The sequence below is a fragment of the Rhodococcus sp. RS1C4 genome (assembly GCF_002258225.1).
Taxonomy (GTDB): domain Bacteria; phylum Actinomycetota; class Actinomycetes; order Mycobacteriales; family Mycobacteriaceae; genus Rhodococcoides; species Rhodococcoides fascians_E.
Genome location: NZ_NOXZ01000056.1, coordinates 14,677 through 26,702 on the forward strand (window position 1 = coordinate 14,677; position 12,026 = coordinate 26,702).

14 protein-coding genes are annotated in these 12,026 nt (G+C 65.6%); 6 read left to right on the forward strand and 8 right to left on the reverse strand.

Going from position 1 to position 12,026, the window contains the following annotated elements:
- Positions 1-4: 4 nt before the first annotated feature.
- The 4 genes from CH289_RS27455 to CH289_RS27470 all read right to left on the reverse strand — a co-directional run bounded on the left by CH289_RS27455 (position 5) and on the right by CH289_RS27470 (position 3,053).
- A complete protein-coding gene (locus CH289_RS27455; RefSeq protein ID WP_094729053.1) occupies positions 5-631 on the reverse strand; it encodes a DUF305 domain-containing protein in 627 nt (208 codons plus the stop codon).
- An 85-nt stretch (positions 632-716) separates the two neighbouring features.
- A complete protein-coding gene (locus CH289_RS27460) occupies positions 717-1,136 on the reverse strand; it encodes a DUF6153 family protein (protein ID WP_094729055.1) in 420 nt (139 codons plus the stop codon).
- Positions 1,137-1,187: 51 nt separating this feature from the next.
- Positions 1,188-2,405 (reverse strand): MFS transporter, encoded by a 1,218-nt coding sequence (locus CH289_RS27465; protein ID WP_143545141.1) that lies wholly within the window; start codon positions 2,403-2,405, stop codon positions 1,188-1,190.
- A 63-nt stretch (positions 2,406-2,468) separates the two neighbouring features.
- Positions 2,469-3,053: a TetR/AcrR family transcriptional regulator gene (locus tag CH289_RS27470; protein ID WP_094729059.1), complete on the reverse strand. Its 585-nt coding sequence runs from the start codon at positions 3,051-3,053 to the stop codon at positions 2,469-2,471.
- A gap of 85 nt (positions 3,054-3,138) precedes the next feature.
- Here CH289_RS27470 and CH289_RS27475 point away from each other — a divergent pair, with 85 nt between their 5' ends.
- Positions 3,139-4,533 (forward strand): MFS transporter, encoded by a 1,395-nt coding sequence (locus CH289_RS27475; RefSeq protein ID WP_218828477.1) that lies wholly within the window; start codon positions 3,139-3,141, stop codon positions 4,531-4,533.
- Between the two features lie 49 nt (positions 4,534-4,582).
- Here the strand turns inward: CH289_RS27475 and CH289_RS27480 are convergent, their stop codons facing one another.
- Positions 4,583-5,023: a VOC family protein gene (locus tag CH289_RS27480; protein WP_094729127.1), complete on the reverse strand. Its 441-nt coding sequence runs from the start codon at positions 5,021-5,023 to the stop codon at positions 4,583-4,585.
- Positions 5,024-5,171: 148 nt separating this feature from the next.
- Entirely contained in the window at positions 5,172-5,495 is a 324-nt protein-coding gene (locus CH289_RS27485) for a hypothetical protein (protein WP_032364207.1), read from the reverse strand.
- A 145-nt stretch (positions 5,496-5,640) separates the two neighbouring features.
- Here CH289_RS27485 and CH289_RS27490 point away from each other — a divergent pair, with 145 nt between their 5' ends.
- The 3 genes from CH289_RS27490 (at position 5,641) to CH289_RS27500 (ending at position 8,918) form a co-directional block, all read left to right on the forward strand.
- Positions 5,641-6,372, forward strand: coding sequence for an ImmA/IrrE family metallo-endopeptidase (locus CH289_RS27490; RefSeq protein WP_256977613.1), 732 nt, complete (start codon positions 5,641-5,643; stop codon positions 6,370-6,372).
- Positions 6,373-6,729: 357 nt separating this feature from the next.
- Positions 6,730-7,044: a hypothetical protein gene (locus tag CH289_RS28445; protein WP_094729061.1), complete on the forward strand. Its 315-nt coding sequence runs from the start codon at positions 6,730-6,732 to the stop codon at positions 7,042-7,044.
- A 95-nt stretch (positions 7,045-7,139) separates the two neighbouring features.
- Positions 7,140-8,918 carry a ParB/RepB/Spo0J family partition protein gene (locus tag CH289_RS27500; protein WP_179276885.1) on the forward strand — a complete coding sequence of 593 codons (1,779 nt, stop codon included), beginning with the start codon at positions 7,140-7,142 and terminating at the stop codon, positions 8,916-8,918.
- 151 nt (positions 8,919-9,069) lie between these two features.
- On the opposite strand, the gene CH289_RS27505 is transcribed toward CH289_RS27500, so the two are convergent.
- On the reverse strand, positions 9,070-9,450 hold the full coding sequence (locus CH289_RS27505; protein ID WP_094729066.1) for a histone-like nucleoid-structuring protein Lsr2: 381 nt from the start codon (positions 9,448-9,450) through the stop codon (positions 9,070-9,072).
- Positions 9,451-9,539: 89 nt separating this feature from the next.
- Complete coding sequence (gene ligD / locus CH289_RS27510) at positions 9,540-10,475, reverse strand: non-homologous end-joining DNA ligase (protein ID WP_094729129.1); 936 nt, start codon at positions 10,473-10,475, stop codon at positions 9,540-9,542.
- A 610-nt stretch (positions 10,476-11,085) separates the two neighbouring features.
- Between ligD and CH289_RS27515 the strand changes: the two genes are divergently transcribed.
- Both CH289_RS27515 and CH289_RS27520 read left to right on the forward strand, forming a co-directional pair.
- A complete protein-coding gene (locus CH289_RS27515) occupies positions 11,086-11,328 on the forward strand; it encodes a hypothetical protein (RefSeq protein ID WP_094729068.1) in 243 nt (80 codons plus the stop codon).
- A gap of 327 nt (positions 11,329-11,655) precedes the next feature.
- Positions 11,656-11,871, forward strand: coding sequence for a hypothetical protein (locus CH289_RS27520; RefSeq protein WP_094729070.1), 216 nt, complete (start codon positions 11,656-11,658; stop codon positions 11,869-11,871).
- The last annotated feature ends 155 nt before the right edge of the window (positions 11,872-12,026 follow it).

The window sequence follows — 12,026 nt, forward strand, 5'->3', positions numbered from 1 at the left end:
CGGGTCAGCCGAGCAGCCGCTGCATGGTGTCGATTTCCTGCTGCTGAGTGGCGACGATGGCGCGTGCCATCTCCAGGGCGTCAGGATTGGAACCGTCCGCGATTTCGGTGTTCGCCATCTCGATGGCACCGGTGTGGTGGGCGATCATCATCGTCAACCACTGGCGGTCGAATTCCGGTCCCGACGCTGCCATCAACGCGTCCATGTCCTGAGCGGTCATCATGCCGCTGCCAGAGCTGTGGTCCATCCCGCCCATGTCACTCATGTCCATGTCGGGCATGGGCTGGCCCCACTCGGTCAGCCAGGCGGTCATCTGGTCCATCTCGGGCTGCTGTGCGCCGGCGATCGCTGACGCCAGTGACAGCACGTCCGGGTTGTCGGTGCGGCCGTTCGCCATGTCGGCCATCTCGACTGCTTGTGCGTGGTGCGGATACATCATCTGCGCGAACATCACGTCGGCATCGTTGAACTCTGCGGACGCGCTTGCTTGGGCCGAGGACATCGGTGCGGAGGACATCGAGCCCATGGAATGCCCGTCCATCGACGAATCGGTCGAGTCGTTGCTACAGCCGACGACGAGGAACGCGCTGGCGGCGGCAGCAGCGAGTGAAGCCATGACTTTGGTACGCATGTGGAATCTCCTTGCAAGAGTGGACAATCAGGGGTGTGTGACGTGTTTCGGTCCGCCGGTCGACGCGCGTCTACCGGGCTCCCTGTCACACTCGCAAGGTCACCGATCTGTCCAACTCCCACAAGGTCCACGGCGGTGCACGCTCCAGGATGGAGTCTGTGCGCCCGCCGATCCCGTCCACCGCTGTCGGCGACTGGCCTATCTCGGTGCTCATCGTCGGGACGGACAACGCGGCCCACGACACCGGAGTTCCCACACAGGGATGCATCATCTGATGCGCCGACGGACAATCGTGTTCCCCGAACATCACCGAAGCCGAGCTACTGCCCGGGGCTGTCGACGCCATCGCGGCATGACCACCACTCATCGACTCCGACATCGGGCCAGCCATCGACGATGCCGGTGTCACAGAATGCATCAACAACACCCCGAACACCGTCACTGCAATCAACAATCCGATCGCCGAGGCTGTGCCCCGTCGAGAGCGACGAATCGTCGAGTTCATGCTCTCGACGGTAACAGGGCATACCCCCCAGGGGTAGCGTCGGTGCATCGTTCAGCTGGCCAGTCGGACGTCAGCTCTCGGTCGTGCGAACCAGTGAACCAACACCCCGCTCGCGACACTGAGTGTCGCGAGCGTCGGCATCGCCACCACGATCGCCCTGTCGAGCCCCCAGAAGGTTGCGAGCGCACCGATCCCAACCGCAGTGAGACCCTGCGACAGGTACGCCACCAAGTACATCAACGACAGTGTCGTCGCCCGCGTCTCGGCCTCGGAGGCTGCGACGACCATCCCGAGCCCGCCGTAGAACATCAGGCCGTACCCCACCCCACTGATGACCGCAGCGAGCAGGAAGACCGTCAGCAAGTCCACGTGCGATGCGGCGACGAGGGTGACAGACCCGGCGGCGGAAAGCACCGAACCGGCCAAAGATGCGGACGTCGGCGAACCGCGCCGGGCAAGGATGGACGCGGGAACGATGGCAACAGCCCAACACGCAAGTGCACACGCGGCGACGAAAGCGTCGACGGTACCGACGAGATCCCTCACGATCTGCGCACCGAGCCCGATGAACACCGCGCCCATCATGAAGGCCACGGTGAGGGAAGCAACACCGATGGCGAACTGCATTCGATTCCTCGCGGGTGCTCGCACCCGACTGGGCCGCCATCGAACATTGCTGCGCGTGGCCTCCTCGGGGAGGAACCACACCAGCGGCAGCAGAGCAATCGTCACGCCGAGCAAGATGGCGAACGGGAACGTCGTGGGCAAGGCGGAGTACTGCACGAGCGCACCGCCGACAACGAGCGCGAGTGCGGTACCGCTGGCCGTCGCCGCAGTATTGACGGAAGTGGACAGTGCCGCGGTGCGGCGCGGTGCGAACTCGACGAGTGCGGCGCTGGCCGCACTCATCGCCAGCCCGACCCCGAGTCCTTGAAGAGTGCGGCCGATGAAGATCGGGACGAGTCCGCTTGTGAACACGAACAGCGCAGTGCCGACGGCGACCATGCCGACGCCGGCAAGCAGTACGCGGCGTCGCCCGATCGAGTCCGAGAGAGACCCACACGCAACGAGAGCGAGGACCAGCGCTACCGGATAGGTAGCGAACAACGCGGTCGTGACGACCTCACCCACGCGCCACCGATCCGCTAAGAGCGGATAGACCATCGAGGGCGCGCCGCTCGCCCACAACGACACAACCAGGACGCCCGCCGCCGTCGACAACGCCACAGGTAACGGCAAGGTCTTGCGTGAACGAGGGCGACGGTTCACCGATCTACGCCGACCGAACCGAAGGTGTGCGACCAACCGAGCGGAAGGTGGTGCGCCCAAGCCTCAATGGGTGTCGAGTAGAGCAAGGACGGTCCTCACGATCAGATCGGGTGCGTCCATCGAATCCAGTCGCCCTGCTGCTATCTCGGCTCCGGCACCGTGAAGGACCTGATGGAGCACGGCGACTTGCCACGAGGTGGGCATGTCACGTGAAAACAGTCCTGCACTGCGTCCGCGTTCGATCAACGATTCGACCCGGCTCGCGGGGCCGTCGTGAAGCTCGCGGATACGCGCTGGGGGAAGTTCTTCCTCGGCGGCGGCAATGACCGATCGTGACCGGTCCACCAGCTCCCAGCTGCTGTGAATGAGCCGGGACAACGCTTCTCGGGGATCCCCACCCAGATCGACCGCAGCCAACGTCTGCTCACCGCGATCGATCACACGCGCCACCACGGCATCGATGAGCGCTGGGCGAGAGGCAAAGTGACCGTAGAGCGTCACCCGCCCGAGACCGGCTTCCCGTGCGATATCGCCCATCGTGGCGTTCTGCCGCCGAGACAGGCAGACGATCGCGGCATCGATAATCCGCTCGACGTTGCGTACCGCGTCGGCTCGTTTACCGCCGACCTGTGACGTATCGGTCGTCATAGAACCCTCACTTCCCGAACACGTTTGTATGAGTTACGGTACCAGTGTCCAACTCAAACAACTATGTACAACTTAGGGGGCCGTGGTGACCACGTCGAAAACGACACCGGAAGCGGGCGAAGGGCTTCACCCGAAGCGATGGCTCGCACTGGCCCTGCTGGGCACAGCGCAGTTCATGCTGATTCTCGACGTCACAGTGGTCGCGATCGCGCTGCCACAGATGGGCATGGACCTGGCCCTCTCGCGGGAGGCGGTGACGTGGGTCGTCGCCGCGTACACCCTGACTTTCGGCGGCTTGATGCTCCTCGGCGGGCGTAGCGCGGACCTGTTCGGGTCCAAACCGATCGTCTTCGCCGGCCTGGTCGTCTTCACCGCCGGCTCCCTGGCGGCCGGACTGGCTGTCAATGCCGAGTTCTTGCTCGGTGGCCGCATTGTTCAAGGCATCGGCGCAGCGATGCTGTCACCGGCGGCGTTGTCGGTGGTGGTGCGCCTGTTCACCGGCGACGAACGCAACCGCGCCCTGGGCATCTGGTCGGCATTGGGCGGCGGCGGCGCGGCGGTCGGTGTCCTGCTCGGTGGCCTGATCACCGCCGGGCCAGGATGGCCCTGGGTGTTCTACATCAACATCCCGGTCGGACTGATCGTCATCTTCGGCCTCCTGCGTGTCCTCCCGCCCCTTGCCCCAGCACCCGGGCCACGGCCCGCGCTCGATGTTCTCGGTGCAGTACTGGTCACCGCTGCGACCGGATCGGCGATCTATTCGTTGACCGTCGCCGGTGAAATCGGATGGACCAACCCTCAGACCCTCATCGCCGCCGGGGCAGCTGCAGCGCTCTACCTGCTGTTTTACTGGCGACAGAAGACTACGTCTTCCCCGCTGATGGACCTCGGACTGCTGAGCCGACGTCCAGTCGGGGCCGGAGTGTTCGTGATTTTGATCGCCACAGCTTTGATGGTTGCAGTGTTCTTCCTGGGTACCTTCTACTTTCAGCAGTCCGCTGGGCATGGTCCCTTCGTGACCGGACTGTTGTTTCTACCGATCGCGGTGGCCACGATGACGGGAGCGAACCTCGGCGGACGCCTCATCGGACGATGGGGCGCACGAATCCTCGGCACCGCCGGGATGCTCATCGCAGCGTTGGGATTGCTTGTGCCGGCCCTGTGGGCAACCACCGCGGCGACCACGATCGGCGTCAGCTTCGGCGCATTCGGTATCGGCGCGCTGTTCGTCGTCGCCTCAGCCACCGCGCTCGGACAGATCGGCCCCGAGGAGGCCGGCATCGCATCCGGCCTGCTGAGCACCTTCCACGAATTCGGTGCATCCATCGGCGTGGCAACCGTCTCGAGCATCGCTGCACTCAGCCTCGTCGCGGGTGGCGGTGACACCGGGTTCCAACACGCGTTCCTCTTCGCCGCAGCCGCTGCTGCACTGGCCGCAATGATCTCCGCCGTCATCATCCCGCCACGCCCCGCACTCTGATCGTGCAAAACCAGGCACCGCCGATCAGGAAGTGGTGACACCGTCACCGTCACCGTCCGACGACTGAGCTCTCGGTCCGGATAGTGTTCGTGGAGAACGTGATCAGGTTGCCGTCTCCGTCCACGGTCGCGAACTCCATCGTCCCCCAGTCCGTCGCGACGGGGTGGCCGGCGTCTGCCGGGTGCAGAACGCCCGCGCGCGAGAGTTCGTCGTACAGCGCGGTGACCTCGTCGACGGTGATGCGGCAACTGGCCGTTCCCGCGAGGAAGGTCTCCGCTCCGCTGCACACAGGCCAGGGTGCGGTGTCGGGCCGGCTGCTCCAGCTGTCGTCGTCGGCGGCCCACAGGTGGATCTCGACGTCGTCTCGAGTGAGCTTGGCGAAGGTGGGATCGGAGTACTGCGCCGTGAAGCCGAAGGAGCGGGTGTAGACAGCGACAGCTGTCTCGATGTGCCGTACCGGCAGTGCGGGGACCGCTCTGGACATACGCATGGGCAACACTAACGCCAACGAACGGCACGAGGAAGCGAACGCTGCCGTGCCTTCGGGGAGTGCGTGCGGGCCGAGGTGCACTGGTCGCAGCGCGGACGCTACCGCTCGGCGTTCGACAGGGTCGGCGTGACGCGACCCTTCGCTGCGTTCATCGTTGCAACGCTTCGCCTTTGGATCGCAGCGACGCGGCGAGTTGGTCGACGGTCGGCAGACCCGCCAGGCCGCGGTCGGTCGAGTAGACACGGCAGGCAAGTTCGGTCAGTTGCACGGCATCGTCGAAGGCGTCGACGCCGTCAACGAGGATGGTCGGTGAGCCTGCAAAGGCCGACGCCGCCGCCTCGGCGTCGGAGGAGATCAGCCGGTGTCCGATCTCGATGTCTGACTGTCCGATCAGGCTGGCTGCAGCACGAACCCGGTCCGCAGCTTCCTGCCAGTTCGGGCACCCGTCGAAGTACAAGATCTCGACTTTCATACGAGCGAGTCTGCCCTCGAATCGGATGGCGTGCCGGTGCGGCCACAACGGGGGTCAGTTCATGGTGAGATCGTGTCGGCTGCAACGGGCGAGGCGGCGATCGTGCACCTGATGCTATTCCGCATCCTTCTTCAACAACGTCCTGTTGATCCTCGCCCAGAAGCCCGAGGCGACGCAGGTCGCCGGATTCCGTGCCTGGCAGCAGCGCGGACGGCAGGTCCGCAAAGGTCAGAAGGCGATCCGGATCTACGGCTACAGCTCCCGCACCGTCACCGAAACCGACCCCGCCACCGGAGACGAACAGGACCGTGAAGTCCCCACGTTCCCGATCCTGTCCGTATTCGACATCTCCCAAACCGACCCGATCGAGGGCCACCCCCAGCCCGAAGAGATCACGCAGCTGCTCACCGGCGCCGACCCGGCCGCGATCTACGACCGCACCGCCGCAGTCATGACCGAGCGGGGGTGGACGGTCACCCGTGAGCCGATCGCCAGCTCCGCCAACGGCTACACCACAACCGACGGCTCCCACCGCATCGTCGTCGACGTCGCGCTAGAGCCCGCAGCGGCTGCCAAGACGATGATCCACGAGGCCGCTCATGCTCTGATGCACGCACCCGAGTTGGTCGGACCGGAGGCCCGCAAGGACCTGCACCGGGGCCGGATGGAGGTCGAAGCGGAATCGGTCGCGTATGTGCTCGCGGGGTTGCTCGGACTCGATACCAGCGCCTATTCCGTCGGCTACATCGCCGGATGGGCCGAGGGCGAGACCGACACCATCACCGAGACCGCGCAAGCTGTGCTCGCGACCGTGCACGAGCTCGCCGAAGCCCTCGACGACAGCACAGCCGAGGACGAAGCGGAGAAGGTCGCATAACGCGGCCACAGTCGCCGGCCACCGGAACTTGTCCGGGGCCGGCAAGGGGGCCACCTTCGGTGTCCACCGAATCGAGCTCCGCTGCGCTCCGCACCCAACAGAGCAAAAGACGTTTTTTCACTCGGTTCTGGCTACCGGCGAGCATCCCGCACCCGTGCCCGCCTTACCCAACCCTGGCGCTCGCACGCTCGCGTCCGGAGGATCCGAAAACTTTTCAAAGCCCTTCAGTGAAAACTTTTCGGCCCAGGGTCAGGACACCGTGCCCGTGTGCGGGCTTCTCTCCTCACGCCAGAAACGGCGAAAAAACGTGGCAGGACAACACAGTCCGGTCACCAGTGGAGAGAGGAAACCCACCCCATGCACGAGGTCACCACCATCCCTTCCAGCACGAGCCACCCCGCGAGCACGAGCGCCGCGAAGCCAGTCGAACGGGCGATCATGGCCGCAGTCGCCACCGTCCCGGCCGAGGTTCGCACGCACGCACTGAACCAGGTCGTCGCCTACACCGCACACGCCGACCGCGCCGCCGTCGACCCGAACGCCAGCACCGAGGCGGTGCACCGCGAGCAGGCCGCGAAATGGGCGTGCATCGCACGCGAGAACGGCGCGAGCGAACACCAGATCACCACCGCCTACCAGGAAGGACACCACAGCGGCCCCACCGGCGACTGACCCACACCCGAGCGAGAAACGAAGAAACACCGGACAGGTCCTATCTGCCCGGTGTCTCCGATCCCAGAATCTACCAGGAAAGAGACACCCACACCATGACCGCTCAGAACAGCACCACCGAAACCGCTACCGCTGCAACCGAAGCCCCTGCCGTCGACACCACGTCGACGGCGGAGGCGGGCGAGCAGTTCGCCCGCCTCGACCCCTCCACCCTCGAGGTCGGACCGAACGTCCGCGATCAGGTCGACACCGAGACGCCCGAGTTCCATGCACTGGTCGACAGCATCCGCGAACACGGTGTGCTACAGGCAATCTCCGCGATCCGCGACGGCGAAGCCGTCGTCGTCATAGACGGTCAGCAGCGGGTTCTTGCGAGCATCGAAGCCGCAGTCGAGACAGTGCCCGTCGTGATCCGGAGCGTCACCGGAAACGCGAAGGCACGCGAAATCGCCCGACTGTCGCAGCAGGTCGTTGCCAACGACCGCCGTACCGACCTCACACAAGGGCAGCGAGCCAAAGCCGTGACCGGCATGCTCGAACTCGGAGTATCGGCAACCAAGATCAGCAAAGCGGTGCAGATGCCCCGCGAGCAGGTGAAAACCGCTGCCGCAGCCGGACGGTCGCAGACCGCCCTCGACGCCCTCGACGGCGGCCAGCTCGACCTTGAGCAAGCGGCAGTGCTCGCCACGTTCGACGCCGAAGGCGACCACGACGCAGTCTGCGAACTGCTCGAGGTGCATCGCTACGCCTTCGAGCGCACCGCCAAGCGGCTGTTGGCGGACCGCGCCGAACGTAAGGAACGCGCGACCGCCGCGCAGCCGTACGCCGAACGAGGCTTCACCATCGCCGACGCCGAACCGATCTTCGCCGACGGTCAGTTCCGCGCCGAAGACCTGGTGGTCCCCGCCGACGGCGAGAACGGAGCGCAGCGAGCAATCACCGCCGAGGTGATCGAGGCGCACCCCACTGCGTGGTCGGTGTGGCTGAGCAAGGGCGAACGGTTCACCCTCACCGCGACAGGGGAGGTTATCAGCGAGAACAGCATCGATTGGGGCACCGAGGACGACCCCGACGCCACAGCCGCGACCGGCTACCACCACCACAAGGACATCACGACCGAACAGGTCTGGGAAGCGGAGTACTTCACCACCGACCCCGCCGCTGCCGGTGTGCAGCCCGGCCCGATCCTCGCCGCAGCGCTGGCCGAAGCCGACGCCGACGCCGAGGCCGCCGAGGTCGATCCCGACGACGCCGCCGCCGTCGCCCGAGCACGGGAGCAGAAACGCCTCGCCGCCGAAGCCGCCCACAAAGAGGCACAGAGGGCAGCGCTGCGCCGCACCAAGGAGCTGAACAAGGCATCGGTGATCGCGACCGAAGTCCGCATCGAATGGCTCACCAAGTTCCTGACCCGCAAGACACTGCCCAAGGGCGCGGGAAAATGGATCACCGACACCCTCGTCGACGAGCCCGGTCTACTCACCCAGAACAAGGCACCGCAGTTCCTCGCGAAGCTACTCGGCGTGAGCGTTCCTGCGGTGACCGGCCCGAGCGCCGGATACCCCGGAACCGAGGACCGCGCCGCCCGTGAAGCAATCGCCCCGGTAGTCGACAAAGCATCCGAGGCCCGCGCCCAGGTCATCCAGCTCGCGCAGGTGTTGGCCGCATACGAAGCACGCCTGAGCGGAACCGGCAAGGACTGGTGGAAGCGCAGCAGCTTCGGCAACCAGGACAACTACCTGGGCTTTCTCGATCACCACGGGCACTCCCTCGCCCCGGTGGAGAACGTCGCCACCGGCGAGCTGACACCGGAACAGGGGTACGACGCCCTCACCACACGCACCGGTGACAGCCCACAACCCAGCGAGACCGAGTAACCGCACGACGAAGGGCGAGGGAGACCGTCACCGGCTTCCCCGCCCCTTGTTTCGTTCCCGGCGTCGGTCGAGGGGGGCCTGCGGCGCCCCCTCGAGCACCCCCGGCGAACGCGCACCCACCGGCTACCAGCACCGGGACGGGCGTCTCACCTCAGCATGAGTGGGCTGCTTCGAACGCCTCGACGATCTCCGCCGGAATCCGGCCGCGATCGCTGATCTCATAACCTGTGTCGGCTGCCCACTGCCGGATCGCCCGAGTCTGCGCTGGATCTCGCTTGGCGGTCGGTGCGGACGCCGTCGACGGCGAGGACGCTACAGCCGGGGTAGCCCGACGCTTGCGGCCACCGACCCGTGTCGCGTGCTCGATGTAGTAGCCGAGTTTGCGGTGAAACTCGGTGGCATTCTTCGACTTCAAGTCGATGACGTACTCGACTCCGCTGACCGAGAATTCGATCGACTCCCCGGAATCGTCGTCGGAAATGACCGACCCGTCGATATCGTCGACCAATTGCACATACGTTTGTCTCGCCACGTCTGAGATCGCTGCCTTTCGTTCCTACGGAATCGAATGAAAATCTTTCTACAGCGTAACCAGCGACAATGCACACAGTGCGCACCGACTCATTTCGAAACGTGAGTACTGTTCATATCGCCTCTGACGCCTTTGAACGATGGATGCCGCAACCGTCCCGAGGCTGATTGCTCGCGATATTCGACTATCGCCACCAACGCCGGATCGACCCACGTTGCGCCGATCGTCTCGCTGCGTGGGACCGGTACCGTAAACGGGCTGTCCGGACGAGCGATCGCGTGCAAGGTTGCGCGGAGTTCGCGCCGCATTAGATCGGTGAAACCCGTTCCGACACTGCCGATATACACCAGATCGCCGCTGTCGTCGTACGCACCGAGCAACAGCGCCGCGAGCGGGCCACCGGCGCGGCCGCCCGAGGGAACCCACCCGCAAATCACTCCATCCCGACTCATCCTGATCGGCGTCTTCACCCACGACTTCGAACGAACCCCGGGACGGAAAATCGAATCGACGCGCTTGGCGACAATGCCCTCGATACCGTGCTCAGCCGCGATCTCCATCAACGTCGCGCCGTCGACGCCGGTCATGTTAGGCGGCACCTGCACACCCTTCCCATCCGCCAATGCAAGACCGTCGAGAATGCGTCGACGCTCGAGATAGGGCAGATGCCGCACAGATTCGCCGTCGACGTCGAGAACGTCGAACACGAAATACGCCACCGGCACCGACCTCAGCAACGCAGCCGCAGGCCGCGCGACATGCATCCGGCGTTGCAGCAACCCGAAATCAGGTTGCCCCGCCGCGTTCAGCACCACGAGCTCACCGTCGACGAGCAGAGGCCGGCCCGCCGCCATAGCGCCCAGCGCCTCCACCGTCTCCGGATACGAGACGGTGACGTCATTGACGTTGCGGGAGAACAACCTCACCACACCAGCGGCGACCGAGGCCACGGCGCGGCATCCGTCCCACTTCCACTCGAAAACCCACTGCGCTCCGGACGGCGGCGCGCCCGGACTGGCGAGCATCGGAGACAACGGATTCGGCGGCACCACCACCGCATTCCCGAACACTCCGCAGGTCAACCACCCCGGCCGTGAACGGCCGGACCGGCCCCTGTCGGGGCCGCACCGAGTGGTCACCCCAGGGGTTCGTACAAGCCGCCTCAGCCTGACATGCCGGGGACCCCGACCCATCAACCCACGCTCGCACGCTCCCTCTTCGGGGTTGACAGGCCACCCTCGCCACGTCAGACCGCTGCGTCTCATCCGAACCTCGAAAGGATCTCGCATGCTTCCCGACCGCCACGACGCAGTCGTCGCCGCCGACACGGTCTCGCTCCAGCTCGACTGACCCGTACACGGCCCCGCCCACACCGGGCGGGGTCAGCACCGGTGTACCGGCCGAATGCTGCTGTCCGCGCCCGACACCGACCGAACGCGTGCCGCGTTCGCATCGCCCCCTGCGGGGTCGCTTCCCGTGGTCACCAAGGAGGTCGTACGAGCCGTCTCAGCCTGACATGCCGGGGGCCCGTCCTATCAACCCACGCTCGCAAGCTCCCTCTTCGGGGTTGACAGTCCACCCTCAGCCTGTCCGACCGGGACGTCTCATCCGAACCTTCCGGAAGGTCCCCAAGTCATGAACGATCACCAGATCATCACCCACTTCATCGGCGAAGCCGCTCAGCTGCCCGCCGAAGATCCCCGCGCGAAGCGCTGGGCGCTCAAGGCGCTCGCGCTCGCCAGCGCAGCAGAGCTGCCGCTGCTCATCGAGGAGGCCGAGGGAGTGCTCGGGCGCATCGCACACGACACCACCTGCACCTGGTGTGCAGGAGTGCCAGGCGCGGCCATCCCGGTCGGATCGTTCTGGTGCACCCACTAGAGAACGATCCGCACCTGCCCAGCCCGAAAGGGTTGGGCAGGTTGCCTGTTGGCCCTCACCACACGAGATCGACCGGGGCGCCGAACACCAGCTGCAGCCGTAACCTCCACCCGATCGGATCGGATCGGCGACCGCGAGCGGTCGCATCGCCCCCTTGCGGGGTCGCTTCCAGTGGTCACCAAGGGGGTCGTACGAGTCGCCTCAGCCTGACATGCCGGGGACCCCGACCCATCAACCCACGCTCGCACGCTCCCTCTTCGGGGTTGACAGGCCACCCTCGCCACGTCAGACCGCTGCGTCTCATCCGAACCTCGAAAGGAACTCGCCATGAACCACGTCCCCGATCGCCTGACGGCCATCGCCTCCGAAGCACGCAACCGCGGCGCCAACGCCGCCACCCACAACCTGGGAGGCCTTCACGCCGACATCCACCACGCCGGACTACCCGGCTCCGGACTCAGCGCCACCGGCCACTACACCGCACCCGCCAACATCCCAGATGACCTCTGGGAACACTTCCTCACCACACACCGCACCGCCTGAACACAGCCCGGCCCCGCCCATACCGGGCGGGGCCACCAGTTCCCTCGCAGCTCGACTGTCACTGCCGCGATGCCGGAATAGAACGGGCCCGCAACGCTGTTGACCAGATCGACGGGTTCGATCCCAATGCCCCGGGTACCAACCATCAGCTGCTA

Bases quoted from the DNA above. Each gene is read 5' to 3' on its own strand.
- CH289_RS27455 (WP_094729053.1), bottom strand. From the start codon at position 631: ATGCGTACCAAAGTCATGGCTTCACTCGCTGCTGCCGCCGCCAGCGCG.
- CH289_RS27460 (WP_094729055.1), bottom strand. From the start codon at position 1,136: ATGAACTCGACGATTCGTCGCTCTCGACGGGGCACAGCCTCGGCGATC.
- CH289_RS27470 (WP_094729059.1), bottom strand. From the start codon at position 3,053: ATGACGACCGATACGTCACAGGTCGGCGGTAAACGAGCCGACGCGGTA.
- CH289_RS27480 (WP_094729127.1), bottom strand. From the start codon at position 5,023: ATGCGTATGTCCAGAGCGGTCCCCGCACTGCCGGTACGGCACATCGAG.
- CH289_RS27485 (WP_032364207.1), bottom strand. From the start codon at position 5,495: ATGAAAGTCGAGATCTTGTACTTCGACGGGTGCCCGAACTGGCAGGAA.
- CH289_RS28445 (WP_094729061.1), top strand. From the start codon at position 6,730: ATGCACGAGGTCACCACCATCCCTTCCAGCACGAGCCACCCCGCGAGC.
- CH289_RS27500 (WP_179276885.1), top strand. From the start codon at position 7,140: ATGACCGCTCAGAACAGCACCACCGAAACCGCTACCGCTGCAACCGAA.
- ligD (WP_094729129.1), bottom strand. From the start codon at position 10,475: ATGCTCGCCAGTCCGGGCGCGCCGCCGTCCGGAGCGCAGTGGGTTTTC.
- CH289_RS27515 (WP_094729068.1), top strand. From the start codon at position 11,086: ATGAACGATCACCAGATCATCACCCACTTCATCGGCGAAGCCGCTCAG.
- CH289_RS27520 (WP_094729070.1), top strand. From the start codon at position 11,656: ATGAACCACGTCCCCGATCGCCTGACGGCCATCGCCTCCGAAGCACGC.